The 25,709-nt window shown below is 60.2% G+C and carries 26 protein-coding genes and 1 tRNA gene; 17 read left to right on the top strand and 10 right to left on the bottom strand.

Annotated elements, in window-relative coordinates:
- The first annotated feature begins 304 nt into the window (after positions 1 to 304).
- Together ACKXGA_RS01185 and ACKXGA_RS01190 are read left to right on the top strand one after the other, a co-directional pair.
- Positions 305 to 2,077: a bifunctional metallophosphatase/5'-nucleotidase gene (locus ACKXGA_RS01185; RefSeq protein ID WP_423729889.1), complete on the top strand. Its 1,773-nt coding sequence runs from the start codon at positions 305 to 307 to the stop codon at positions 2,075 to 2,077.
- A 272-nt stretch (positions 2,078 to 2,349) separates the two neighbouring features.
- Positions 2,350 to 4,704, top strand: a complete 2,355-nt coding sequence (locus ACKXGA_RS01190) for a glycoside hydrolase family 3 protein (protein WP_423729890.1) — start codon at positions 2,350 to 2,352, stop codon at positions 4,702 to 4,704.
- A gap of 107 nt (positions 4,705 to 4,811) precedes the next feature.
- Here ACKXGA_RS01190 and ACKXGA_RS01195 read toward each other — a convergent pair.
- Positions 4,812 to 4,885 (bottom strand) — tRNA-Gln (locus ACKXGA_RS01195).
- Between the two features lie 223 nt (positions 4,886 to 5,108).
- Between ACKXGA_RS01195 and ACKXGA_RS01200 the strand changes: the two genes are divergently transcribed.
- The 5 genes from ACKXGA_RS01200 to ACKXGA_RS01220 all read left to right on the top strand — a co-directional run bounded on the left by ACKXGA_RS01200 (position 5,109) and on the right by ACKXGA_RS01220 (position 9,940).
- Positions 5,109 to 5,390, top strand: coding sequence for a DUF2508 family protein (locus tag ACKXGA_RS01200; protein ID WP_005932624.1), 282 nt, complete (start codon positions 5,109 to 5,111; stop codon positions 5,388 to 5,390).
- A 152-nt stretch (positions 5,391 to 5,542) separates the two neighbouring features.
- On the top strand, positions 5,543 to 5,689 hold the full coding sequence (scfA, locus tag ACKXGA_RS01205; RefSeq protein ID WP_015563834.1) for a six-cysteine ranthipeptide SCIFF: 147 nt from the start codon (positions 5,543 to 5,545) through the stop codon (positions 5,687 to 5,689).
- A 68-nt stretch (positions 5,690 to 5,757) separates the two neighbouring features.
- A complete protein-coding gene (scfB, locus tag ACKXGA_RS01210; RefSeq protein WP_181966812.1) occupies positions 5,758 to 7,209 on the top strand; it encodes a thioether cross-link-forming SCIFF peptide maturase in 1,452 nt (483 codons plus the stop codon).
- Positions 7,210 to 8,637 (top strand): amino acid decarboxylase, encoded by a 1,428-nt coding sequence (locus ACKXGA_RS01215; RefSeq protein ID WP_423729891.1) that lies wholly within the window; start codon positions 7,210 to 7,212, stop codon positions 8,635 to 8,637.
- Positions 8,638 to 8,737: 100 nt separating this feature from the next.
- Positions 8,738 to 9,940, top strand: coding sequence for a glycosyltransferase family 4 protein (locus ACKXGA_RS01220; protein ID WP_423729892.1), 1,203 nt, complete (start codon positions 8,738 to 8,740; stop codon positions 9,938 to 9,940).
- Positions 9,941 to 10,023: 83 nt separating this feature from the next.
- Here ACKXGA_RS01220 and ACKXGA_RS01225 read toward each other — a convergent pair whose 3' ends face one another.
- From ACKXGA_RS01225 to rpmB, 6 genes are all read right to left on the bottom strand, one after another.
- Entirely contained in the window at positions 10,024 to 12,594 is a 2,571-nt protein-coding gene (locus ACKXGA_RS01225) for a heavy metal translocating P-type ATPase (protein WP_423729893.1), read from the bottom strand.
- Between the two features lie 36 nt (positions 12,595 to 12,630).
- Entirely contained in the window at positions 12,631 to 13,011 is a 381-nt protein-coding gene (locus tag ACKXGA_RS01230; RefSeq protein ID WP_097770768.1) for a metal-sensing transcriptional repressor, read from the bottom strand.
- Positions 13,012 to 13,194: 183 nt separating this feature from the next.
- Entirely contained in the window at positions 13,195 to 14,031 is an 837-nt protein-coding gene (locus ACKXGA_RS01235) for a sugar phosphate isomerase/epimerase family protein (protein ID WP_423729894.1), read from the bottom strand.
- A 12-nt stretch (positions 14,032 to 14,043) separates the two neighbouring features.
- The gene (locus ACKXGA_RS01240) at positions 14,044 to 14,796 is read right to left on the bottom strand and encodes an esterase family protein (RefSeq protein WP_423729895.1); all 753 of its coding nucleotides are present in this window, start codon (positions 14,794 to 14,796) and stop codon (positions 14,044 to 14,046) included.
- Positions 14,797 to 14,814: 18 nt separating this feature from the next.
- Entirely contained in the window at positions 14,815 to 14,991 is a 177-nt protein-coding gene (locus ACKXGA_RS01245; protein ID WP_005932644.1) for a DUF4250 domain-containing protein, read from the bottom strand.
- A 67-nt stretch (positions 14,992 to 15,058) separates the two neighbouring features.
- Entirely contained in the window at positions 15,059 to 15,247 is a 189-nt protein-coding gene (rpmB, locus tag ACKXGA_RS01250) for a 50S ribosomal protein L28 (protein ID WP_005932647.1), read from the bottom strand.
- A 187-nt stretch (positions 15,248 to 15,434) separates the two neighbouring features.
- On the opposite strand from rpmB, the gene ACKXGA_RS01255 reads away from it, so the two are divergent.
- The 5 genes from ACKXGA_RS01255 (at position 15,435) to ytfJ (ending at position 18,545) form a co-directional block, all read left to right on the top strand.
- Complete coding sequence (locus ACKXGA_RS01255; RefSeq protein WP_423729896.1) at positions 15,435 to 16,109, top strand: site-2 protease family protein; 675 nt, start codon at positions 15,435 to 15,437, stop codon at positions 16,107 to 16,109.
- Complete coding sequence (locus ACKXGA_RS01260; protein WP_423729897.1) at positions 16,110 to 16,835, top strand: segregation and condensation protein A; 726 nt, start codon at positions 16,110 to 16,112, stop codon at positions 16,833 to 16,835. It abuts the gene before it with no gap.
- Positions 16,832 to 17,362 (top strand): SMC-Scp complex subunit ScpB, encoded by a 531-nt coding sequence (scpB, locus tag ACKXGA_RS01265; protein ID WP_423729898.1) that lies wholly within the window; start codon positions 16,832 to 16,834, stop codon positions 17,360 to 17,362. The genes ACKXGA_RS01260 and scpB overlap by 4 nt, the downstream gene beginning before the upstream one ends.
- Positions 17,359 to 18,030 carry a DUF2953 domain-containing protein gene (locus ACKXGA_RS01270; protein ID WP_423729899.1) on the top strand — a complete coding sequence of 224 codons (672 nt, stop codon included), beginning with the start codon at positions 17,359 to 17,361 and terminating at the stop codon, positions 18,028 to 18,030. The genes scpB and ACKXGA_RS01270 overlap by 4 nt, the downstream gene beginning before the upstream one ends.
- Before the next feature lie 116 nt (positions 18,031 to 18,146).
- Positions 18,147 to 18,545 carry a GerW family sporulation protein gene (gene ytfJ / locus ACKXGA_RS01275; protein WP_423729900.1) on the top strand — a complete coding sequence of 133 codons (399 nt, stop codon included), beginning with the start codon at positions 18,147 to 18,149 and terminating at the stop codon, positions 18,543 to 18,545.
- 73 nt (positions 18,546 to 18,618) lie between these two features.
- Here ytfJ and ACKXGA_RS01280 read toward each other — a convergent pair whose 3' ends face one another.
- Positions 18,619 to 18,783, bottom strand: a complete 165-nt coding sequence (locus ACKXGA_RS01280; RefSeq protein WP_423729901.1) for a hypothetical protein — start codon at positions 18,781 to 18,783, stop codon at positions 18,619 to 18,621.
- A 92-nt stretch (positions 18,784 to 18,875) separates the two neighbouring features.
- On the opposite strand from ACKXGA_RS01280, the gene ACKXGA_RS01285 reads away from it, so the two are divergent.
- The 4 genes from ACKXGA_RS01285 (at position 18,876) to ACKXGA_RS01300 (ending at position 23,075) form a co-directional block, all read left to right on the top strand.
- The gene (locus ACKXGA_RS01285) at positions 18,876 to 19,709 is read left to right on the top strand and encodes a pseudouridine synthase (RefSeq protein WP_097770775.1); all 834 of its coding nucleotides are present in this window, start codon (positions 18,876 to 18,878) and stop codon (positions 19,707 to 19,709) included.
- A 174-nt stretch (positions 19,710 to 19,883) separates the two neighbouring features.
- Entirely contained in the window at positions 19,884 to 21,203 is a 1,320-nt protein-coding gene (locus tag ACKXGA_RS01290) for a carboxyl transferase domain-containing protein (RefSeq protein WP_423729902.1), read from the top strand.
- A gap of 64 nt (positions 21,204 to 21,267) precedes the next feature.
- Entirely contained in the window at positions 21,268 to 21,648 is a 381-nt protein-coding gene (locus ACKXGA_RS01295) for a biotin/lipoyl-containing protein (protein WP_005932671.1), read from the top strand.
- A gap of 23 nt (positions 21,649 to 21,671) precedes the next feature.
- Entirely contained in the window at positions 21,672 to 23,075 is a 1,404-nt protein-coding gene (locus ACKXGA_RS01300) for an oxaloacetate decarboxylase subunit alpha (protein ID WP_097770778.1), read from the top strand.
- Between the two features lie 83 nt (positions 23,076 to 23,158).
- Here the strand turns inward: ACKXGA_RS01300 and ACKXGA_RS01305 are convergent, their stop codons facing one another.
- Both ACKXGA_RS01305 and ACKXGA_RS01310 read right to left on the bottom strand, forming a co-directional pair.
- A complete protein-coding gene (locus tag ACKXGA_RS01305; protein WP_207684690.1) occupies positions 23,159 to 23,833 on the bottom strand; it encodes a hypothetical protein in 675 nt (224 codons plus the stop codon).
- Positions 23,834 to 24,028: 195 nt separating this feature from the next.
- Positions 24,029 to 24,583 (bottom strand): TetR/AcrR family transcriptional regulator, encoded by a 555-nt coding sequence (locus ACKXGA_RS01310; protein ID WP_156071827.1) that lies wholly within the window; start codon positions 24,581 to 24,583, stop codon positions 24,029 to 24,031.
- A 238-nt stretch (positions 24,584 to 24,821) separates the two neighbouring features.
- Here ACKXGA_RS01310 and ACKXGA_RS01315 point away from each other — a divergent pair, with 238 nt between their 5' ends.
- Complete coding sequence (locus ACKXGA_RS01315) at positions 24,822 to 25,700, top strand: YicC/YloC family endoribonuclease (protein WP_098925172.1); 879 nt, start codon at positions 24,822 to 24,824, stop codon at positions 25,698 to 25,700.
- Positions 25,701 to 25,709: the final 9 nt, after the last annotated feature.

Genomic DNA, 25,709 nt, shown 5'->3' on the forward strand with positions numbered 1-25,709 from the left:
TGCCACCTCTCCCGAGGGGAGAGGCAATTGCTCTCCCAGATCCAGCTTCTGCTGGCCTTGGAGATGCGTTGGCTCCCCCTTTGGGGGAGCTGGCGAGCGATAGCGAGACTGAGAGGGTGAGTGACAGCCCTTTGCCCTTTTTCTGCCATTTTGCAGGAAATCGCCCAAAACCACACCTCTTTTGTGAAAGAACCTGACGCAGAATTTACAGTTTTCTCTTGCGATAAATGGGGAACTGTGTTAAGCTGTAAATAAGAATGTGCTCACCCCGAGAGCACCCAAGATAAAAAGGAGGTCTTTCCCTGTGAAACAGTTCATTACCCGCCGCAGTTTTATCAAGGCTGCCGGTGCTGCCACGGCACTGACCGCAGTTTCTGTCGGTGCACCCGCCGCCTTTGCGGAGGAGACCAATTGCTTCTTTGGTGACAAAGCGGATGTGACCATCCTCTACACCAACGATGTCCACACCTATATCGACAACAAATCCCCCAAGCCCACCTATGCTGCCATTGCTGCCCTGAAAAAGAGCATTGAGGACACCGGCCGGGATGTGCTGCTGGTGGATGCAGGCGACCATATCCAGGGCACCGCTTACGGCTCCATGGATGACGGCGCTACCATCATCGAGCTGATGAACGAGGCCGGTTACGATCTGGCTACCCCCGGCAACCATGAGTTCGACTACGGCATGGCCCGTGCCAAGGCTGTGATCCAGGAAGCCGACTTCCCCTATGTCTCCTGCAACTGGGTCGATCTGCGCACCGGCTTCAACGTTCTGCCCAGCGTCAAGTTCTTCTTTGTGGGCGGCCGCAAGATCGCCTTTGTGGGCGTGACCACCCCCGAGACCTTCACCAAGTCTACCCCGGCCTACTTTATGAACGATGCCCAGACCAAGTACATCTACGACATTCTGGGCGGCGAGGACGGCCAGAAGCTCTACGATGCCGTTCAGAAGGCCATCGACAAGGCTGAGTTCTGGGGCGCTGACACCATCATCGGTCTGGGCCATCTGGGCGTTGACCCCTCCTCCTCTCCCTGGACCAGTGAGGAAGTCATTGCACACACCCACGGCTTCACCGCCTTCATCGACGGCCACTCCCACACCGTGATGGCCAACAAGCAGGTCACCGATGCTTCCGGCAAGGCAGTCACCCTGACCCAGACCGGTTCTTACTTCAAGAACATCGGCAAGATGACTGTGGGCGCAGACGGCACCATCACCACTGAGCTCATCAACACCTACGAGGGTCTGGATGCTGCCGTGGCCGCCACTGCCTCCAACTGGATCAGCGCAGTGGACGATATGCTGGGCGAGGAGATCGCAGTGGGCGATACCAAATTCTACATCAACGATCCCGCCACCGGCAAGCGCCGCATCCGCTCCGGCGAGACCAACCTCGGCGACTTCGTGGCCGATGGCATCTACACCTACTTCAACGAGATCGAGGAACTCCACTGTGATGTCGCCATTATGAACGGCGGCGGCATCCGCACCGATGTGGAGGCTGGCCCCTGGAGCTTCAAGACCTGCAAGACCGTCAGCCCCTTTGGCAACGTGGCCTGCCTGATGTCCGTGACTGGCCAGCAGATCCAGGACGCTCTGGAGTTTGGTGCCCGCTTTGCCGGTGCTGAGGGCAAGGAGAACGGCGGCTTCCTGCAGGTGGCAGGTGCCAGGTACACGATCCACCCCATGATCCCCAACACCGTTCAGACCGACGACAAGAATGTCTGGACCGGCAGTGCTGCCACCCCGCGTGTCAGCAATGTGGAGATCTACGACAAGACCACCGGTACTTATAAGCCCCTTGACCCGAACGCCACCTACGCTCTGGCCGGCATGAACTACACCCTGCGCAATCTGGGCGATGGCTTTGCCATGTTCGATGGCGCGACCCTCATCAAGGACTATGTCTCTGAGGACTACCTTGTCATGTCCAGCTATGCAGCCATGTTCGGCGGCGTGGATGCCAACGGTCTGCCGCATCTGGCAAGCGCCAACAGCCCGCTGGCCGATTACCCCGGCTACCTGCTCAACTACGAGGATCCGTACGGCGCAGGCCGCATCCAAATGATCTGATCAATTAAGGATACAACCCTCTCCGTCAACGTCGCAGGCTTTGACGGAGGGGGTTATTTTTAAGTAGCATTGTCAGCAGGAAACGAACCCGGTTTGTGGATCAGGATAGGGGAAAGTTGCACAAATCCGGCAGAGCATCCTTGTATACTACGCCAAAGTTTGTAACTTTTTTTATTTGTTTGCTTGCGAACGATCTGCGCTGGAAGTATAATAAACAGGCAAGTAATATATCAGCTGTGCTGTGGCAGGCACAGAAACAAAGGAGAAACATTATGCTGACACGATATACCAGCGCCGACCAGTGGGCAGATGCCAAAGACGGCGTGATCCCTGCACCCTACGCTCTGGAAGAGGGCGAGCAGATCATTGACCAGTATCTTGAGCCGGTCATCTTCCACAACGTCAACGGCCCCGACATCGGTGTGACCACCTGCGGCGTGATCGTCAAGGACGGCCTGTACTTTAAGGATCTGGACAACAGCGGCGAGCTGGCCCCCTACAAGGATTGGCGGCTGAGCCCTGAGCAGCGCGCTGAGGATATGGTCAAGCATCTGCGGCTGGATCAGCAGGCAGGCCTTGTGCTGAACACCCTGTTCAACAGCCCTGTGGTGCCCACCCGTGCCGAGGCCACCAACGCCGAAGGCAAGCTGGAGCTGGGCAAGATCTACAAGCACCACAACCCCGGTGAAAAGCCCATGCCCGGCCCTCTGCCCGGCATGACCGTCAGCATTGATGACAGCCATGTTCTGGAAAAACACATCGCCGCCGGTGTTTACCGCGGTGACATGCGCTGCGAGGCCGGCATGGTGGCCCTGTACCACAACGCCGGCACCCAGATGCTGGAATACGAGGCCTGCAAGGGCGGCGTGGCCATTCCGTACTCTCTCCACACCAACCCCATCAACATCGGTTACCCGGACTCTCTGGGCATCGGCGCGGCTGTCATTGGCGACGGCAACACCGACATGGTCTATGAGATGGCCCAGACCGACCGCAAGATGATGAAGGCCGAGGGCCTGAACATCATGTACGGCCCTCAGGTCGATGTGACCTCTGACCCCCGCTGGCCCCGTACCTCCGGTACTTACGGCGAGCGTCCCGATGTCACCAGCGATATTGCCGAGGCTCTGGTCAAGGGCTATCAGGATGGCGACAACGGCCTGAACGAGGGTTCCGTTGTTCTGACCATCAAGCACTTCCCCGGCGATGCCCCCTCTGAGAATGGCTTTGAGCCCCATGTGCCCATCGGCCAGTGGCGCATCTACCGCACCCCCGGCTCTATGGAAAAGTATCATCTGCCCCCGTTCCAGCGCGCCTTTGACCACAAGGTCTCTTCCATCATGCCGGACTACTCCCGTATTGCCACCGATGGCCGTGCTGTGCCCCAGACCTACCGGGGCGAGGTGACCAGCACCGAGGAAGTGCCCAGCGCTTACAGCAAGGAGCTGATCACCGATCTGGCCCGGAACAAGATGGGCTTTGACGGCTATGTCAACTCCGACTCCGGCATCACCACCGTTCAGATCTACGGCGTGGAGAACCTCACCGAGCCTGAGCGCTACGCCAAGGCCATCTCTGCCGGTACCGATGTCATCGGTGGCAACACCGACCCCGAGAACATCGTCAAGGCTGTGGAGGACGGTCTGCTGCCCAAGGCGGATCTGGACCGTGCCAGCTACAACCGTCTGCTGAGCCTGTTCCGCACCAAGCGGGTGGATAACCCCTACCTCGACCCCGACAAGGCCGATCAGGCCCGCGTGGACAACTTCGATGGTGCCAAGAAGAAGGCTTACGAGGCCAACCAGAAGGCCGTTGTTCTGGTCAAGAACCACGAGAAGCTCCTGCCGCTGGCCAAGAGCCAGAAGGTCTGCATCGTCACCTTCAAGGGTGTGGACTCCGGCTTTGCACAGATGGCACAGGCCATGGGTGCCGGTCTGGGCAACACGGACGAGGATGCCGCTCTGCGCAAGACCCTGACGGAAGCCTTTGAAAAGAAGGGCTACACCGTGGTGGCCACCCCGGAGGAGGCCGATGTGCTCTACCTGCACGTCTGGCCCATCAGCAACGGTCTGGTGTTCAACCAGTACGCAATGCCCGTCATCGAGATGGGTGAGATCGTCACTGACGAGCGCGAGCGCAACAAGAGCCAGAAAAAGACCGGCAACAAGGTCACCGTTGTCACCCTGAAGGACGTGGAAAAGATCAAGGAACTGGCCGATGCCATCCATGCCCGCGGCGGCAAGGTGGTTGGCACCTGCGTGGTCTGCAACCCCTGGCTGCTGGACAAGCTGGAGCCCTACTGCGACGCACTGACCATCCAGTACACCGTCAGCGCCGTTGCCCTGAACAACGCCCTGAACGCTCAGGTCGATGTCATCAGCGGCGACTTTGCCCCCACCGGCAAGCTGAGCCTGACCATGGTCTCTGACCCCGCCGTCATTGCCATCACCGAGCAGGAGATCGACGGTGTGGTGCGCGAGATCTGCGCCTCTCCCAACGACGTGCCCGGCTACGATAAGGATCAGTACATTGATCCCACCATCCTCGCCAACGTCAAGGGCGGCAGCTACGCCTACTGCGATGCCGACGGAAACTACTACCGCAGCGGCTTCGGTCTGAATTACTGATTGCCGTTAACCAAAAAGAGCGATGCAGCGTTTGCTGCATCGCTCTTTTGCTATCTCTATAAACAAAACAGAACAAAAAAAGACATCCGAAATGTTCGGATGTCTTTTGGTTGGGGATGAGAGAATCGAACTCCCACAAGTAGAGTCAGAGTCTACCGCACTACCACTATGCAAATCCCCATCAGTTTGGGTCTGTCTTGCGGGGTGAGCCGCTCAACGTGTGCTATTATACGGAAAAAGCGCCGCTTTGTCAAGCGCTTTTTTGAAATTTTTTGCAGAAATCGAAAAAAAGACGCACTTTCGCAGGAGTTCTTGCGGGCTGCTTGATTCCGTCATCCTTCTCATGCTCTTTGCATATACTGGAAATCAGAAGAAGCAAAGACGCACAAAGAGGAGGAACTGCTATGACCCAGACCACGCAAAAGGAAAAGACCCTGCTTTCGCCCCGCATCCCGCGGGACACCGAACACGAGCGCTACCACCCGGAGCTGGAGGAGGAGCTGAAAGAGTGCCTGTTCTGCCTGCACCGGAACGAGATGATGTTCGACCTTGAGGTGGACACCGACCTCATCGAACAGCACATCTATGAGCGGCAGGCCCTTCTGGCCCGCTACCGGTACTTATTGGGCAAGGCCCGGGAGCTGGGGCTGCATACAATATTGGAAAAGTATCAGCCGGTGGGGTAAGGCTTCGTCTTTGTACAGCTTACAAAATACTGCCCGCAGAAGATGCGACAAAAATCTTGACAGAATCCCTGAACCGTGCTATCCTATATCAAGATAACAATGCGCAGGTGGTTCTGCGTATCAACTATTTGGAGCTAGAGAGGTTTTTCATTATGGAACGTATTAAGACGATCGCTACTCGTGACCTGACCAAGAGCGTTGTGACCGGTGGCTGCGGCGAGTGCCAGACTTCCTGCCAGTCTGCCTGCAAGACTTCCTGCGGCGTGGCTAACCAGAAGTGCGAGAACAGCAACAAGTAATTTCTGCAAATCGGATGCCGCCTTTGCCGGGCGGCATTTTTTTATGTAACAATGGAATGGAGAATAAAATGGTACATCAGTATCAATTGAACGGCTATAACATCGTGCTGGATACCTGCAGCGGCTCGGTGCATGTGGTGGATGAGGTGGCGTATGATGTCATTGCCATGTACCCCGACCACACCGCCGACGAGATCGTTGCCGCCATGATGGCAAAGTACGGCGACCGTGAGGACGTGACCGAGGCCGACCTGCGCCAGTGCATCGATGATGTGGCAAGCCTGAAGGAATCCGGCAAGCTGTGGAGCCCCGATACCTATGAGAACCTTGCGTTCGATTTCAAGAACCGCAACACCGTGGTCAAGGCCCTCTGCCTGCATGTGGCTCACACCTGCAACCTGAACTGCTCCTACTGCTTCGCCTCGCAGGGCCGCTATCAGGGCGAGCGTGCCCTGATGAGCTTTGAGGTGGGCAAGCGGGCAATGGATTTCCTCATCGAGAATTCCGGCAGCCGCCGCAACCTCGAGGTGGACTTCTTCGGCGGCGAGCCTCTGATGAACTTTGATATGGTCAAGAAGCTGGTGGCCTACTGCCGTGAGCAGGAGAAGATCCACAATAAGAACTTCCGCTTCACCATGACCACCAACGGCATGCTCATTGACGATGATGTCATCGACTTCTGCAACAAGGAGTGCCACAACGTGGTCCTGAGCCTGGACGGCCGCAAGGAAGTCCACGACCGCTTCCGCAAGGACTACGCCGGCCATGGCAGCTATGATACCATCGTGCCCAAGTTCCAGGAGTTCGTGAAGAAGCGCGGCGATAAGGGCTACTACATGCGCGGCACCTTTACCCACTACAACACCGACTTCACCAACGATATCTTCCACATGGCAGATCTGGGCTTTACCGAGCTGAGCATGGAGCCCGTGGTCTGCGACCCCAGTGACCCCAGCGCTCTGACCGAGGCAGATCTGCCCATCCTGAAGGAGCAGTATGAGATCCTGGCCAAGGAGATGATCAAGCGGAACCGTGAGGGCCGCGGCTTCACCTTCTACCACTACATGATCGACCTGACCGGCGGCCCCTGCATCTATAAGCGCATTTCGGGCTGCGGCTCCGGCACCGAGTACATGGCTGTGACCCCCTGGGGCGATCTGTATCCCTGCCATCAGTTCGTGGGCGATCCCAAGTACCTGATGGGCGATATCTGGAAGGGTGTCACCAACACGGCAGTCCGGGACGAGTTCAAGCACTGCAACGCCTACGCCCGCAAGGAGTGCCAGGACTGCTGGGCAAAGCTCTACTGCTCCGGCGGCTGTGCAGCCAACTCCTACCACGCAACCGGCAGCATCACCGGCGTGTACGAGTACGGCTGTGAGCTGTTCCGCAAGCGGATGGAGTGCGCCATTATGATCCAGGTGGCACAGAATCAGGAGCTGGCCGCGCAGGGCATCGAAGTGCCCATCCAGCTGGGCTCCACCTGCAATGCCTGCGCCGACGGCGAGGCCTGCGAATAAATGACCACCCCCATCGTCGATTTTGTGCGGCAGTACGCCCAGTCCGGCACCGCCCGGCTCCACATGCCGGGGCATAAGGGGCAAAGCCTGCTGGGCTGTGAGCCGTGGGATATCACCGAGATCCGGGGGGCCGATGAGCTCTACGAGGCCGAGGGCATCATCGCCCGGAGCGAGGCCAACGCCACCCGGCTGTTCGGCACGGCCCACACCTATTACAGCACCGAGGGTTCTTCCCAGTGCATCCGGGCCATGCTCTGCCTTGCTATGCAGGGTGCGCCCCGCACCGGCAAGCGCCCGGTGCTGCTGGCGGCCCGCAATGCCCACAAAGCCCTGCTCTATGCAGCGGCTCTGCTGGACTTCGACATCCGGTGGCTCTGGCCCGCGCCGGAGGATACCGGCGCACTGTGCAGCTGCCCGGTAACGGTGCAGGCCCTTTCTGCCGCCCTTGAGGAGCTGGCAGGGCAGGGGAGAGCACCCTTTGGCGTTTACCTGACCAGCCCGGATTACCTGGGAGGAATGCAGGACATCGCGGCCCTCTCTGCCGTCTGCGATGCTCATGGCGTGCCCCTGCTGGTGGATAACGCCCACGGGGCCTACCTGCGCTTTCTGCCCGGCGGGGGCCGCCACCCCATCGACCTGGGCGCGGCGGCCTGCTGTGACTCCGGCCACAAGACCCTGCCGGTGCTCACCGGGGGAGCCTACCTGCATCTGGGCCCCAAGGCCCCCGTACAGGAGGAAAGTACCGTGCGCAACGCACTGGCGCTGTTCGGCTCCACCAGCCCGTCTTATCTGATCCTGCAGTCTCTCGATGCCTGCAACCGGCTGCTTTCCGCCGATTACCCGGCACGCCTGCAGGAGTGCTGTGACCGGCTGGCTGCTCTGCGTGCCCGCCTGAACGCGCTGACTGCCGGGCAGGGCGCGGCTCTGCCGCTGGCACTGGACGGTTCCGCCCGGGAACCCATGAAGCTGACGCTGGACGCGGCGGCGCTGGGCCTGACCGGGCAGGCACTGGCCGACCATCTGCGGCAAAACAGGATGGAGTGTGAATATGCCGACCCCCGCTACCTTGTGCTGATGTTCACCCCGGAAAACCCGGCGGAGGACATGGCCCGGCTAGAGGCGGCTCTGGCAGAACTCTGTGCGCGGGGCATCCCCCCGGCAGAACCCCCTGCCGAGCACCGGGAGGCGTTTTGTGCGCTGGCCCGGCAGGCGGAGCCCCGCCTGACCGTGCGGCAGGCCGGGTTTGCCCCGCAGGAGACCATCCCGGCAGGGTCTGCGCTGGGCAGGGTCTGCGCTCTGCCCACTGTGTCCTGCCCACCTGCCATTCCCATCGTGGTCAGCGGCGAGGTGATCGGCCCGGCGGCGCTGGAGCTTTTCACAGCCTACGGCGTGGAGACGGTCTCGGTGGTGAAACCGGAAAAATTTTGAATAATCAGGGCGGATCTGCAAGATTCTGCGGCTCTGAAACGTATTAAGGATAGAACAGAGAACATAACCCCTATTCTATGCGGTAATCTGAGGTGTTCCAATGAAAATTCTTCTTGCATCAGATACATGGTCCCCAATGGTCAACGGTGTGGTGCGCTCGGTGGAGCTGCTGTACCACCAGCTGCTGGCACTGGGCCATGACGTGCGGGTGGTGACCCTTGCCCAGAATGGCCATTCCCATGAGGAAAACGGCATCCTGTATGTGGGCAGCATCAGCGCGGAGCGGGTCTACCCGGGCGTGCGGATCAGTGCGGCGGGCGCTCTGCCCATCTCCCACTGGCTGGACGAGCTGGAAGCCTGGGGCCCGGAGGTCATCCATACGCAAAGCGAGTTTTCTACCTTTATGCTGGCACAGCGGGTGGCCCGCCGGTGCCACTGCCCGGTGGTACATACCTACCATACTGTCTACGAGGATTATACCCAGTACCTTTTCTTCAGTGAGCGTCTGGGCCGGATGACCGCCGAAAAGGCCACCCGCATCCTCTCGGGCTATTGCTCCCTCATGCTGGCCCCCACCGAAAAGGTGCGCGCCATGCTCAACCGCTACGGGGTCAGCTGCCCGGTGGTCACAGTGCCCACCGGCATTGACCTGACCGCCTTTGGCCCGGCGCAGGACAACGGCGAGGAAAAGGCCCGGATGCGGGCAGAGCTGGGCATCCCGGAAGGGGATACCGTCCTGCTCTCACTGGGCCGTCTGGCTGCCGAGAAGAACCACGCCCAACTGGTGCGTCTGCTGGCCGCACAGCCGGAGCAGAGCCGCCCGTGGCTGGTGTTCGTGGGCGACGGCCCCGCCCGGCCTGACCTGGAAGCACTGACAAAGGAGCTGAAGTTGACCGACCGTGTCCGCTTTGTGGGCATGGTCAAGCCCGATGAGGTACCCCGGTGGTACCGCGTGGGCGATATCTTCGTCAGCGCCTCCCAGAGCGAGACCCAGGGCCTGACCTACTTCGAGGGCATGGCCTGCGGTCTGCCGGTGCTCTGCCGTGCGGACCCCTGCCTGGATGGCGTGGTGGAAAACGGCTTCAACGGCTGGCAGTGGAAGGACGAAGCTGAGTTTGCATCGGCACTGAACACCATCATCTCAGACCCCGCTCTGCGCGGGCAGCTGCACCAGAACGCTCTGGCCACCGCCGCCCGCTACTCGGCAGAGCATTTCGCCCAGCAGGTGCTGGATGCTTACCAGCAGGCCATTGCGCTGAAGCAGTACGAGTCTGAACACAAAAGCATCCTCAGCTGGGTGTGAGCCCAATCTCCAAAGAATCCAGAAAAAGCAGCAGCGCCCTGTCTCCCGCAATGGGAAACAGGGCGCTGCTTTTTGCGCATCCGTTATTCGATGCCGGTCACCTTGTAATCCTGATCCTCAACAGCCTTCTTCAGGTCTGCGTCGGAAACTTCGGCGTTCAGGGTGACGATGGCGGTACCGGCCTCGTGGCTGACCACGGCCTCGTCCACGGCGGGCAGGGCTTCCAGCGCCTTTTTCACGCGGGCTTCGCAGTGGCCGCACATCATACCTTCAACATGCAGGGTCTTTTTCATGGCATTGTCCTCCTTGACAACGGGAGCCGAAACGGGTTCGGCAGTATTTTCAGCCGCTGCAGGCTGCACGGGGGCAGCGGGCAGGGCGGCAGACTTGGGTTTGCGGTCGTGTTTGGTGCTGTGCAGGTCGAACAGGTTCAGCCGCAGGGCATTGCTCACGACACAGAAGCTGGAAAGGCTCATGGCCGCAGCCCCGAACATGGGGTTCAGGGTCAGGCCGAAGGGGATGAACACACCGGCGGCCAGCGGGATGCCGATGATGTTGTAGATGAACGCCCAGAACAGGTTTTCGTGGATGTTGCGCAGGGTGGCGCGGCTCAGCCGGATGGCGGCGGGTACATCGGAGAGCTGGGAGTTCATCAGGACCACATCGGCTGCGTCAATGGCAACATCAGTGCCGGCACCGATGGCGATGCCGGTGTCCGCGCGGGTCAGGGCGGGGGCATCGTTGATGCCGTCGCCCACCATGGCCACCTTGCCGCTCTTCTGCAGCCTGCGGATCACGGCCTCCTTGCCGTCGGGCAGAACGCCTGCAATGACCTCGTCCACGCCCGCCTGTCGGCCAATGGCATCGGCGGTGCGCTGGTTGTCGCCGGTCAGCATAACCACCCGGATGCCCATGTTCTGCAGCTCCCGGATGGCACGGGGGCTGTCCTCCTTGAGGGTGTCCGCCACAGCGATCACGCCCATCAGGCGGCCTGCACCGCCAAAGAAGAGGGGCGTTTTGCCCTCAGCGGCCAGCCGGGCGGCTTCGGCCTGGAGTTCGGCGGGTACGGATGCCTTGGTGGCGATGAACTCCGCATTGCCGCCGTAGATCTCCATGCCGTCCAGCCGTGCGGAAAGGCCATTGCCGGGCAGGGCGGCAAAATCGGTCACATCGGGGCAGGCGATGGTCTCGGTCTCGGCATAGGCCAGCACTGCCTTGGCCAGCGGGTGCTCACTCTTCTGCTCCAGCGAGGCCGCCAGCGTCAGCAGCTCACTCTCGGAAACGCCCTCCGCGGGCAGGATGTCAGTGACCCGGGGCTCGCCGCTGGTGATGGTGCCGGTCTTGTCCAGCGCCACGATCTGGGTGCGGCCTGCGGCTTCCAGCGAGGCGGCAGTTTTGAACAGGATGCCGTTTCTGGCCCCCAGACCGTTGCCCACCATGATGGCCACAGGCGTTGCCAGACCCAGCGCACAGGGGCAGCTGATGACCAGCACCGAGATGCCCCGGGCCAGCGCATAGCCGAATTCCCGGCCCAGCAGCAGCCAGACAAGGGTGGTCAGCACCGAAATAGAGATGACCGCAGGCACAAAAAAGCCGGAAACGGTATCGGCGATCTTGGCAATGGGGGCCTTGGTGGCGGCGGCATCGCTGACCATCCGGATGATCTGGGCCAGCGTGGTATCCTCGCCCACACGGGTGGCTTCGCACTTCAGGAAACCGGACTGGTTGGTGGTGGCGGCGCTGACCTTGTCTCCCGCAGCCTTGTCCACCGGGATGCTCTCGCCGGTCAGGGCGCTCTCATTCACGGCGCTGGAACCTTCCAGCACAAGGCCATCCACCGGGATGTTCTCACCGGGGCGCACCACAAAGAGGTCGCCTTTTTTCACCTGTGCAATGGGCACAGTCACTTCGGCCCCCTCCCGCAGCAGGGTGGCGGTCTGGGGGGCCAGCTTCATCAGGCTCTTGAGCGCGTCGGTGGTCTTGCCCTTGGAGCGGGCCTCCAGCATCTTGCCCACGGTGATCAGGGTCAGGATCATGGCGGCAGATTCAAAGTAGAGCTCCATCATGTAGTGCATGACGAGCGCGTCGTTGCCGTCTACCTGAGCGCGGGTCATGGCGAACAGGGCGTAGGTGCTCCAGAGAAAGCTGGCCGAGGAACCCAGCGCCACCAGTGTGTCCATGTTGGGGGCACGGTGGAGCAGGCCCTTGAAGCCGCTGATGAAGAACTTCTGGTTGATGACCATCACGATGCCCGCCAGCAGCAGCTGGACCAGACCCATGGCAACGTGGTTGCCGTCGAACCAGTGGGGGAGCGGCCAGCCCCACATCATGTGGCCCATCGAGAAATACATCAGCACCGCCAGAAAGACCAGTGATGCGATGAGCCGTTTCTTCAGTCTGGGTGTTTCGTGGTCGGCCAGGGCATCCAGCTCGGCGCTGGGGGTCTCGGCGGCAGCAGCCTTGGGGCTTGCGCCGTAGCCCGCCTCCTGCACTGCCTTGACGATGGCCGAGGCGCTGGCGGTGCCCTCCACTCCCATGGAGTTGGTCAGCAGGCTCACCGAGCAGCTGGTCACGCCGGGCACAGCTTTTACGGCCTTTTCCACCCGGGCAGAGCAGGCCGCGCAGCTCATGCCCGTAACAGTATACTGTTCCATTGTTTCCCTCCGATAAAAAACGCTGCGTGAATGGGATCAAACGAGCTTGTTCAGGATCCACAAAAACTCCTGCAGCTTCTCCTCACCGCCGTTTTTCAGGTCCTCAGCTACGCAGGTGCTCAGGTGCTGGTCGATCAGCTCCCGGGTAAAGCCGTTCAGGGCGCTTCTGGCGGCGGCGGCCTGCACCAGAATATCCGTGCAGTACACGTCCTTTTCCACCATGCTCCGGATGCCCCGGATCTGGCCCTCGATGCGGTTCAGCCGGGTGATGAGGTGCTTGTACTCCTCCTCGGTGCGCTGCTTGTGGCGGCAGCCGCAGCCGGTGCTTCCCTCAGCCGGGGCACAGCAGGGTGCTTCTGCCGGGGCGGGGGAGCAGTGGGGGCAGCTGCCCTCCGGGATCTTGTTCACATCGCTCATGTCTATTCTCCTTTCATTACCCCTTGGGGGTATCTTGCTCCATAGCTGCATTATAGCACGGCGGTCCTGTTTCTGCAAGTAGGGCTGGGGGGTATTGTTGTGAATTTTTTATGAACAAAGAAGATAAAACAAAAGGCTCTGCGCCCCAAACGGGGAACAGAGCCTTTGAAGCATCCAAAACGATCAGTAGGCGAATCTGCGCATAAAGGCAAGGTCGCTTGCGGCGCGGGCGGGCACAGCTTCCTCCCGCAGCACGGGCAGGGAAGCCTGCGGCATCTGCCGCAGCATCTCAAAGCCGCCGGCGTAGTCCACGCAGGAATCCTCCAGACTGGTGGAATAGAGCGTTCCATCCGGCTGGAAGTTCTGGCCCTTGAAATGGACCGCCGTGATCTTGTCGCCGTACCAGCTGCCCACCTTATCCCAGATGCGGCGCTGTGCATCCACAGACGCGGCCTCCGGGCCCACATAGTTGGCAAAATCGCAGATGACGCGCAGGTTGGGGCTTGCCATGGTGTCCAGCACCATCCGTACCGCCTCGGGGGTATTCATGGCGTGGTAGTAGACGCACTCCACGGCAAAGAGCACTCCCTGCTCCTCGCAGGCGGGCAGGATCTCGCCCAGACTGCGCAGGAGCGCTTCCTGCGCCTCTCTCCGGGTCACACCGGGCTGCTTGGCCATGTTGGTGGTCTCGCTGCCCATGCAGCCTGCCCCCAGCGCCCTGGCAACAGGGATCTGGCTCAGTACCTTTGCCACCTCGGCACGGCGCTTGTTCTCATCGGCATAACTCAGCTCCACATAGGTGCCGTCCACGGCAATGCCCACGCCGGATGCTGCCGCAGCCGCTCTTGCCCGCTCCACCAGCGCAGGGGTCACATCGGCATAGCTCTTTACGCCCTCCACCGCCTTGGTAAAGGCCAGCTGGGTGCAGGCAAAGCCTGCCTGCCCGATGGAGGAAAAGAGGGTCTCTGGGTCATGGCGGCCAAAATCGTGGCCGCGCGCACCAAGAATGAATTCAGGCATCCTGCACCTCCATCAGCCGAACACACGGGCGGCAAAGAGATTCAGCTCTTTGCCCCACCAGTACCAGTCGTGGGAGACATCGCTGCCCCACACTTCCAGATGCACGGGCAGGCCGCAGTCGGTCAGTGCATCGGCCATGGCCTGGGTGTCCACCAGCGCGTCGCCCTCGTAGCTGCCCTGACCGGCACAGAGGAGAAGGGCATTCTCCTCAGCCTTTGCCAGCAGCTTCTTGTCCACAAGGCCGTCCTCTGCCAGACAGGTCAGGGGAGCATTGCGCAGGACCAGGTCATCTGATGCATTGCCCAGGAAACGGCGCACATCGTACAGGCCAGAAAGGCCGATGGCACCCGCGAACACCTCGGGGCGGCGCAGGCGGCAGTTTGCTGCCTGATACGCACCGGTGTCCACGCCCACCGCCCAGAGCAGAGTGTCCTTTTTGGCACCGTTCAGGGCCAGGATGCGGGGAGCCAGCTCGCTTGTCAGGTAATTGAAATACTTTTCCTGCATCTCTGCCCGGCGGCGGGGAGCCGTGTCCCCGGCCAGCAGGCTCTCGGCATCGATGCTGTCGGCGCAGAACAGCTGCACCTTGCCCTCATTCAGCAGCGGGGCAATGGCATCGGGCATCCCGTTGTTTTCCCAGTCGTAAAAGCGGCCGCCCCGCGCGGGCAGAGCCAGCACCGGCGTACCGGCATGGCCGTAGACCTTGAACTCCATGTCGCGGCCCAGCATCCGGCTCCATTCCTTATAATACGTCCCTTGGATCATGGCAGCATCCTCCTGTTGTCACACAAATTGATTGCGCTGGGGGTCATAGGCGTACCCCACAGCGGAAAGCCTGGCACACAGCGCGGCCTTGTCCTCATCCAGATCCTCGCACAGCGCGTCCAGAGTGGGGTAGAAGTCCCGCAGCTTCAGGTTGATCATGCTCAGCAGCATGATCGGGTCATTTGGCAGAGCCATCGTCGATCCCTCCAGAAGATAACAAAAAAGCCGGCCACTCGACAAAGTGACCGGCAGATGCAGCTACTTAGACAGCGCGGGTAACCTTGCCAGCGCGCAGGCAGCGAGAGCATGCGTAGATATACTTGGGAGAGCCTTCCACGACCGCCTTGACACGACGGACATTCGGCTTCCAGGTACGGTTGGAACGGCGATGAGAGTGGGAAACCTTGATACCAAAGGTAACACCCTTGCCGCAGCATTCACACTTAGCCATGGTACTTGCACCTCCTACAGTGAAGTATGGAATTCAAAATAATCAGCTTGACTATTTTACCAGAGATGCGGAGAAAAAGCAAGAGCAAATTTGATTTTTCCGCAACTTTTTTCTTGCAGGGCCAAACCCTTGCCCCAAAAGCGAAAAAATAGTACAATAGGATAAAAACCAACTGAGGGAGAAACGAATGACCGCACAAGGAATGTATTATCTCATCCGGGCACTGGTGACCCTGATCGCCATCCCGTTCCATGAGGCGGGCCACGCGCTGGCCGCCTGGCTGCTGGGCGACCCCACCGCAAAGCGGGAGGGCCGCATCAGCCTGAACCCGTTCCGCCACTTTGACCTCGTGGGCACCCTCTGCATGATCTTTGCCGGGGTGGGCTGGGCAAAGCCTGTTTCCACCGACCCCCGCAATTTCAAAAACCCCAAGTGGGGCATGGCCCTCACCGCGTTGGCAGGTCCGGCGGCCAACCTGCTGCTGGCCTACCTCGGCATGGTGGCGTGGAAGATCCTGTATTATTGGGCCCCTACCACCATGATCACGATTTTCGCAGCCCGCTTCCTCCAATACTTCGTGATGATGGATGTGGGCCTTGCGGTGTTCAACCTCATTCCAATCCCGCCGTTGGACGGCAGCCGCATCCTGCTGGTGGCGCTGCCCCAGCGCATCTACTTCCAGATCATGCGGTACGAGCGCGTCATCTTCGTCATCCTGCTGGCGGCTGTCTGGGCCGGTGTGCTGGATGGCGTGCTGGGCACCTTCAATGATGTGGTCTGGGATCTGCTGGATCTTGGCACCGGCTACATCGACCAGATCGCCTATTCTGCGTACTATGCAGCCATCGGGACGGTGATTTGAGTGGCAGAAGAACTGACCTTCCGTCTGGAGGATTTTGAGGGCCCGCTGGAGCTGCTGCTCACGCTGGTGCAGAAGCACAAGATGGACCTGCACAACATCCCCATTCTGGAGCTCATCGACCAGTACACCCGCGCGGTGGAATCGGCCGAGAGCACCGACCCTGAAATTTCCAGCGCCTTTATCGAGATGGCCGCCCATCTGGTGGAGATGAAGAGCTATTTGCTGCTGCCCCGCAGTGAAGAGGGCGAGCGGATGAAGCAGGAGCTCACCGGCCAGCTCATTGAATATGACCAGTGCCGCCGGATGGCCGCCCGTCTGCGGGAGCGGGGAGAGGAATATACCGTGTTCGTGCGCACCCCGGCCCGGCTGGAATGGGACAACACCTATGATCTCTTCCATTCGCCGCAGGTGCTGGCAGACTGCTGGCAGGCCCTGATGGGGCGCGCCACCGTCCGCAAAGTGCCCACCCAGCAGCAGTTCGAGCCGCTGGTGTCGGCCCCGCAGGTCTCGGTGAGCAGCCGGGTGGTCTACATCCTGCGCCAGCTCATTGCAGGCGGTGCAAAAAAGATGGACCAGCTGTTTTCCCGCCGCCAGACCCGGGGGGCCAACGTGGCCACCTTTCTGGCACTGCTGGAGCTGGTGCGCGGCGGCCGTGTGACGCTTGGCCCGGAGGGCGAGCTGAAGATGCGCCGGGGCCGCATCGACCGCACAAAGGAGGAGCAATGAATCAGAAACAAATTCGTGCCGCAGTGGAGGCAATGCTCTTTGCCTACGCGGAGCCCATCGGGGCCGACAAGCTGGCTCAGGCGCTGCAGCTGCCCGCCGCCAGCGTGGAATCTGCGCTGGAAGCGCTGCACGAGCGCTGCCAGAAAGAGGACAGCGGCCTGTGCCTGCTCCACCTGAACACCCACTGGCAGCTGGCCACCAAAACGGAATTTGCGGAGTGCGTCCGCCGTGTGCTGGACACCCGCCGCTCCATCCCGCTGGGCCCGGCGGCCATGGAGACCCTGACTGTCATTGCCTACAACCAGCCCGTCTCCCGCGCCTTCATTGAGCAGGTGCGCGGCGTGGATTCCTCCTCCAGTGTGTCGGGCCTGCTAGAAAAGGGGCTCATTGAAGAGGCGGGCCGTCTCGATCTGCCCGGCAGACCGGTGGCTTTCCGCACCACGGACGTGTTCCTGCGGTGCTTCGGCCTGTCCAGTCTGGAAGATCTGCCCCCGGTGCGGGGCGCGGAAAGTGAGGCGGCCCAATGAACGTTCTGTGGAGTGTTCTCTCCGTCGTCGGCACGGCGCTGCTGTTCCTCTTAAAAGGAGTGGGCATCCTGCTGCTGGTGGCGCTGGTGTTGGGTCTGCTGCTCATGTTCTGCCCCTTCTGCGCCGATGTGCAGTGGGCGGAGGGCATCTTTCAGGTAAAGGCAGGTGCACTGGGCGTCACCTTCCCGGTGTTCCGGTATCCCGCGCCGGAAAAGCCGGAGAAAAAGAAAAAAGAAAAAAAGAAGAAAGCGTCCGGCGCACAGAAGCCCAAAAAGGAAGCCCCGCCCCGCCAGAAGGCGAAGCTGACCCTGCAGATCGTCTGCACCATCTTAAAAGGGGCGGGAAAGCTCACCCGGGCCATCATCGGCTCCCTGCGCTTCACCCGGATCGATGTTGTCCTCGGTGTCCGGGGCGAAGACCCTGCCGAGGCTGCCCGCAGCTATGGCAGGCTGAACGCCTGGCTCTACCCGACGCTGGGTTTCCTGGACCGGTTCCTCTATCTGGACTTTGAGCAGCTCCGGCTCCTGCCGGATTTCGGCAATGTCGAGCCCACCGTAAAGGATCACGTCTCCTTCCGGGTCACGGCCCGGGCCTATGCCATCGTTTTCACGCTTCTGCGCGTTCTGTATGCGTTCTGGCGCGAAAAGGTACTGGACGTTTTTATCTAGCTCGGGTATAATATTTTTGTATGGTGCGTCCGCGTCCCGGCCCGTTCAGGGCAGGGAAGTGGTTCCGTGGGAGCGGCGTTCCGCTCCCCGATATAGAAGTAAGGAGGCCGAATTTTATGGCTGAGCATCCCATTCAGAACCTGATGAACGTTACGATGGACAAGATCCGTCAGATGGTGGATTCCAACACCATCGTCGGCAAGCCCATCACCACCGATGACGGCACCACCATCCTGCCGGTGTCCAAGGTGAGCTTCGGCTTTGCCTCTGCCGGTACCGATTTCGACGGCAGGAACGCCGCCAACAAGGATCTGTTCGGCGGCGGCTCCGGCGCGGGTGTCAATATCCAGCCCGTGGCATTCCTGGTGGTCAAGGATGGCTGCGTCCGCACCATCCAGCTCTCTGACGGCAACAACACCGTGGACCGCGCCCTGACCATGATCCCCGAACTGGTGGAAAAAGTCAGCGCACTCATTAAAAAGGACGAGCCTGCTGCGCCTAAAAGCGAGCAGTGACGGCCAGCGGGCAGCTTTCCCTCGCAAGTGAATACGGGTTGCGGCTCCCAGCATTTGTTTCGTGCGCCTGCACTCACAAATCGCTGGCCGCGGCCCCAACAACAGCTCCCTGCATCCGCCACTGGCGGCGGTCGCTGTCGTTGCAGGCCATTCCATCGCCCGCCCTACTGCCTGCGGCAGCAGGGTCCCACCCCAGCGGACACTTGCTCAGGAAACTGCCAGCCGTCCTCCAATACACCGCCGTAACTGCAAGAATCCAACTTGCAGTTTTTTCAGCGCATGCTCCGGCGTGCGCTTTTGAGCGCCGGGAGGCGCACAAGGAGTTTTATTATGGCAGAAGAACGTATTCAGAAGATCATGGCCGAGCAGGGCCTGTGCTCCCGCCGCGCGGCCGAGCAGATCATTGCCGAGGGCCGTGTCAAGGTCAACGGCCACCCCGTCAAGGTGGGCGACAAGATGGACCCCAACCGGGATGTGCTGCATGTGGATGACGAGCGCATCTACATCCAGAAGAACCAGCAGCTCTACTATCTGGCCCTGTACAAGCCCCGCGGCTATGTGACCACCGCCAGCGATGAGCTGGGCCGCAAGACCGTTATGGAACTGGTCAGCGATATCCCCGCCCGCCTGTACCCGGTGGGCCGCCTGGACAAGGACAGCGAGGGCCTGCTGCTGATGACCAACGACGGTGCCTTTGCGCAGGCTGTCACCCATCCGTCGGGCGGCATCTCCAAGCTGTACCGTGTCACCGTGCAGCCCCGGGCCGATGAGAGCCAGATCCTGAAGATGAGCTCCGGCGTTGTTCTGGACGATGGCACCAAGACCATGCCCTGCGCCATCAACGTCGTCACCGATGAGCCCGGCCGCACCGTGATGGAGATGACCCTGAAAGAGGGCAAGAACCGCGAGATCCGCCGCATGTGCGAGGCCGTTGGTCTGGAGGTCGTCCGCCTGAAGCGCAACGCCGAGGGCGTGGTCAAGCTGGGAATGCTCAAGCCCGGCACCTATCGTGAACTGACCAAGGCAGAGGTCAACGGTCTGCGTGCCGCCGCCGCCAAGGGCCGCGCCCAGACCCGCAGCGCATCGCTGCAGTCCAAGGCTGCCGCCCGCCGTCCCAAGGGCCCTGTGGGCAGCGGCAATGCCCCCGCAAAACGGAGAAAGTGATCGTTTTTTCGGCTTTCACGGCGCAAAAGTCGTCTGATCCTGGAAAAGATTGTGAAATTTTTCCGCAAAATGGGCCTTTCAGCCCTTGTGAACGCTCTCAAAATAAGGTATAATGATACTAATTTTGAAAGCTCAAAATAAAAAGCTCAAAATAGAAAAGCAGGAGGTCTTACCATGGCTTCAAAGAGTAACAAAGGAGAAATCCTCGCCAAGTTTTTCGATGACGGGGAGTATACCGCACTGTTTGCGGACGGCGCAGTGAGTGCTGCCTGCGGCTATGCGGCTGGTCAGCAGGCTTATGCTGTTTACCAGAACGGCGAGGCTGTCTCTGTCAAGGACGTTGAGAAGAACATCAAGGTCCTGGAGATGGCTGCTCAGACCGGCTGCCCGGTGGTCACGTTCTACAACTCTGTCGGCGCTAAGCTGGCTGAGGGTCTGGACGTTCTGACCGCCAGCGCCAAGCTGAACGCCACCATCGCCAAGGTTTCCGGTGTCATTCCCCAGATCGCAGTCGTCACCGGCGTGTGCGGCGGCACCAGCGCACTGAGCGCTGCCAATGCTGACGTGTGCGTCATGGCTGAGGATGCAGAGCTGTTCTTCACCGCTCCGTTCACCTCCGCCGCCAAGGGCGACAAGGTCCCCGGCGCAGGCACTGCCGAGGCTGCTGCCAAGGCTGGTGTGGCTGCCATCGTGGCTGCCAACGCTGAGGAAGCTGCCGAGAAGGCTGCCCACATCGTGGGTCTGCTGCCTGCCAACAACCTGACCGGCCCCGCCATCTTCGAGTTCGAGCAGCCCACCAGCGTTCTGACCGCCGGTGCTGCTCCCGAGAAGGCTGCCGCTGCCCTGATCGACAAAGACAGCGCTGTGGAGCTGTACGCAGGCTTCGGCAAGCACGTCTACACCGCATTCGCAACCATCGGCGGCAACGCTGTGGGTATTGTGGCCACCGGCGAGACCCTGTGCCACAACTGCGTGGCCAAGGCTTCCCGCTTTGTCCGCCTGTGCGATGCTTTCAGCGTGCCCGTGCTGACCATCGTCAACACCAACGGCTTTGTACCCAGCGCCACCGATGACATCGCAGGCGGCATCCGTGAGGCTGCCCGTCTGGCTGCCACCTATGCCGATGCTACCACCGCCAAGGTGGCTCTGCTGTCCGGCAAGGCTGTGGGCCCTGTCTACACCGCTCTGGCCAACGCTGACCTGAAGATCGCCGTCAACGGCTGCACCGTCAGCGCTCTGGAGCCCAACGCTGCCGTCTCTGTCCTGTACAAGGCCGAGATCGACGCTTCCGACAACATCATTGCCGCCACCAACGCCAAGGCTGCCCAGTACACCGCTGAGGTGTGCAGCGCTGCCAACGCCGTTGCCGCCGGTGCCGCTGATATGACCTGCGACGCTGCCAACGCCCGTGCAAGCGTGGTTGCCGCCTTTGAGCTGCTGAGCACCAAGCGTGCCGCCCGCCTGCCCAAGAAGCACGGCAACATGGCTCTGTAAGCGGTTCCGGAACGTAAACCGTACATCGAATCCATACATTGATTTTGTTCAGGAGGATCCTTCCATGAAGTACTACAATATTACCGTCAATGGCGTTGCTTACAGCGTTTCCGTTGAGGAGACCGCCGCAGGCGCTGCTCCCGTTGCAGCTCCCGCTGCTCCCGCCGCACCCAAGGCTCCGGCTGCTCCCGCTGCCGCTCCCAAGGCTGCTGCTCCCGCCGGTGCTGCCGGTGCCGTCACCGTCAAGGCTCCCATGCCCGGCAACATCCTGGATGTCAAGGTCGCAGCCGGTGCTTCCGTCAAGGCCGGTGACGTGCTGGTCATCCTCGAGGCCATGAAGATGGAGAACGAGATCGTTGCTCCTCAGGATGGCACTGTGGCCTCCGTCAACGTCAACAAGGGCGACACCGTCAACTCCGGTGACGTTCTGGTTTCCATGAACTGAGAACTGAGGAAGAGGTGACAACCATGGCCAAAAAGCCGATCAAGATTACGGAAGTCGTCCTGCGTGATGCTCACCAGTCTCTGCTGGCCACCCGTATGACGATGGATGAGATGCGTCCCATCCTGCCCGAAATGGATAAGATCCCTTACTTCTCTGTCGAGTGCTGGGGCGGCGCTACCTTTGATAGCTGCATCCGCTTCCTCGATGAGGACCCCTGGGAGCGTCTGCGCATCCTGCGCAAGGAGCTGCCCCACCAGAAGCTGCAGATGCTGTTCCGCGGCCAGAACATGCTGGGCTACCGCCCCTACGCCGATGATGCTGTCGAGTACTTTGTGCAGAAGTCTGTTGCAAACGGCATCGATGTCATCCGCATCTTCGACGCACTGAACGATCCCCGCAACCTGCAGACCGCCATCAAGTCTGCCAACAAGGAAGGCGCACATGTTCAGGGCTGCATCAGCTACACCCTGAGCCCCGTGCACAACAACGAGTACTTTGCAGCCTACGCCAAGACCCTGGAGGAGATGGGTGCAAACTCCATCTGCATCAAGGACATGGCTGGCCTGCTGACTCCCTATACCTGCTATGATCTGGTCAAGAAGCTGAAGGAGACCGTCAGCATCCCCGTGGATATCCACAGCCACTACACCGCAGGTCTGGCTTCCATGTCCATCCTCAAGGGCATCGAGGCAGGTGCTGATATCATCGATACTGCCATGAGCCCCCTGAGCCTTGGCACCAGCCACATGCCCACCGAGAGCCTGGTCGCTGCCCTGCAGGGTACCGATTACGACACCGGTCTGGATCTGAAGCAGCTGAACGTTGTCCGCGCTTACTTTGCAAAGCTGCGCGAGAAGTACATCGCCAACGGCCAGATCAGCCCCAAGAGCCTGGGCGTGGATGCAAACACCCTGCTGTATCAGGTGCCCGGCGGCATGTTCTCCAACATGCTCAAGCAGCTGAAGGATGCAGGCAAGGAAGATAAGCTGGACGAAGTGCTGGCCGAGATCCCCCGCGTTCGTGAGGACGCAGGCTATCCTCCGCTGGTCACCCCCACCAGCCAGATCGTTGGCACGCAGGCTGTGTTCAACGTCATCCTGGGCGAGCGCTACAAGATGGTCACCAAGGAGTTCAAGGGCCTGGTCCACGGCGATTACGGCAAGACTCCCGCTCCCATCAGCCCCGAGTTCACCAAGAAGATCCTGGGCGACGAGCAGCCCATCACCTGCCGCTTTGCCGACACCCTGGCTCCCGAGATGGACAAGCTGAAGGCTGAGGCCGCCAAGTGGGCAACGCAGGAAGAGGATGTTCTGACCTACGCAATGTTCCCGCAGGTCGCACCCAAGTTCTTCGAGAAGCGCAATGCCAAGAAGCAGGGCGTGGACGCTGACCACGCTGATTACACCAATCAGTCTCACCCTGTCTAAATCATAATACCAGAAGGGGCTGCTGCACCGTTTGATGCAGCAGCCCCTTCTTTTTGTTATTGTTTTTTGTGTTCCCGCAGGTCTCAGTTGTTCTTGCCATTCTCAGCCTTCATGGCGTTGTAGCCGATCAGCACGGTCCAGACATAGGCGCAGGTCTTGGGGATCATCAGCATACCGATCAGGGGGTTGACATCTGCCCACAGCACCACCGGGATATAGAAGCCGAAGCTCAGCACGATGGTCAGCCACATCCAGCGGAAAGCCTGATCCTTGTGTTCCTTGGCACTGTGGTAGAACAGCACGATGATCAGCAGGCCCAGCAGTGCAAAGGGAATGTTGCGCAAGATGCCCCAGGTCAGCGGGGTGTGGTTGGTCAGCCACTGGTTCTGCGGCATCATGCACAGCACGATGCGCACGGCAGAAAGGGCGTACACGGCAATGGTCAGATCCTTCTGGCCCTCGATCTGGTAGCGCTTGCGCCAGACGTAATACAGCAGTACATAGAACACGGTCATGGTCACGGAGGTGATCCACTTGCCCAGACCCAGAGGCACAGCGTAGTTCTCCAGGCCGGTGGTGCACAGTGCCAGGGCACGGGGCACCAGATGGAAGGAGTCGCCTGCACCCAGCACCACGGCCATCAGGCCGAACAGGCGGAACTGGGTGCCAGCCTTGCTGCCGCGGATCATGCGGATGCCCAAGGTCAGCACGGTGACCAGATAGAAAATGTCGAAAACGGTCTCAATGATTGCTCTCATAAGAATGTTGCTCCTTTACGGTTGGTTTGTTTTGCTGCTCTATCGCGATCCGGTCAGCGATTGCCGGCCGGACTGTATTGTTGTGATGTGCAGGCTGCCGTGGGTGGAATGCTGGGGGAGATGTCCCGCATCACTCAATATGAACGCTGTTCACTTTTGGCCGTAAAAAACTCCCACAAGACTGTGGGATGTTTTTTACACTTCATAAATGGTCCTGCGGATGATCTCCAATACCGCTGTGGGGTCAAAATCCTGCTGCACCACGGCAGAAAGCATGAGGGAGAACAGGATGCCCGCAAATTTCTGGCGGGTGAACTCCTCAGTAAATGCGTCTGGCCGGATCTTTTTGTCCCTGGTCAGCACCATGGTCAGCGCATCCAGGATGTGCTGCCAGGTCTGCCGCATCTGCTGCTTGCCATCGGCGGTATCCTGCCGCACAAAGCCAAGCGCGTGGTGGGTGAAGAAGCCGGGGTATTGCTCAGAGCCGTACTCCATCTGCCGGTACATCCAGCGGATGCAGGACAGGGTATCCTCAAACACCGCCGGGTCGTCCGGGTGGCGAAAGATATCGCTCCAGATACTTTCCACCGCCGCGCTCACCAGTTCGGTCTTGGAACCGAAGTAGTTGTAGATGCACCCCACGGATACCCCGCAGGCTGCTGCCACTGCACGGATGTTGACCGCTTCCCATCCATTCTGCTGGATGAGGACCCGGCTCGTTTTCAGGATCTCCTCCTTGGACGTTGCCATCGGATTCGTGTGACCACCTCCTCAACATGAACGCTGTTCACAATGCGTAGTATAGCGCTGTTCCTGCCCTTTGTCAAGGGGGCAAAAATAGATTTTTTTCGCCGCATTGCTTGCAAAAAAAGGGGCGGCAGAGTAAAATATATAGTATATGTATCGTAACATGGGTCTGTGTGCCCCAAAGCGGATACATATACGAAGAATGTCCGCAGAAAACCCTTTGGAATACGAGGAAAAAAGCATGATTTTGAGCATGACCGGTTTTGGCCGGGGAACTGCTGTGCGCAATGGCCGCGAGATCACGGTGGAGCTGCGCAGCGTCAATTCCCGGTACTTTGAGTATTCTTCCCGGATGCCCCGCACCTGCAGCTATCTGGACAGCCGCCTGAAAAAGCAGCTGAACGAGCGGGTGACCCGCGGCAAGGTAGAACTGAGCCTGACGGTGCAGACCGTGGATGCCGCCGATACCGTGGTGGCTGTGAATCAGGAGCTGGCCAAGAGCTACCAGCAGGCCCTGCGGGACCTGTCTGAGACGCTGGAGGTCAAGAACGATGTGACCGCCGGGATGATCGCCCGCTTTCCCGATGTGCTGACCACCCGCCACGCCGATGTGGATGAGGAACAGCTGTGGGAGGATGTTTCCGCTGTCACCGCCCAGGCACTGGATCGTTTTGTGGAGATGCGCGCCGCTGAGGGTGCCAAGATGAAAGCTGACGTGGAGAACCGACTGCGCTTTCTGGAGGAATGCGTGGGCCGGGTGGAGACCCTGAGCGCCGGCCGGGTGGAGAACTACACCAACCGCCTGTATGAAAAGCTCAAGGTCATTCTGGAGGACCGGAACATCGATGATGCCCGTGTCCTGACCGAGGCCGCCATCTTTGGCGACAAGACCGCCGTGGATGAGGAGACCGTCCGCCTGCGCAGCCACATCGCCCAGTACCGCTCCATTCTGGAGCTGGACGAGCCCGTGGGCCGCAAGCTGGATTTCCTGACCCAGGAGCTGAACCGTGAGACCAATACCATTGGTTCCAAGTGTCAGGATCTGGATATCACCCGCATCGTGGTGGATATGAAGGCGGAGATCGAGAAGATCCGCGAGCAGATCCAGAATCTGGAGTAAACCCTGAGA

Origin of the sequence: Faecalibacterium hominis (ex Afrizal et al. 2022) (genome assembly GCF_049545105.1) — a bacterium.
GTDB lineage: Bacteria > Bacillota > Clostridia > Oscillospirales > Ruminococcaceae > Faecalibacterium > Faecalibacterium duncaniae.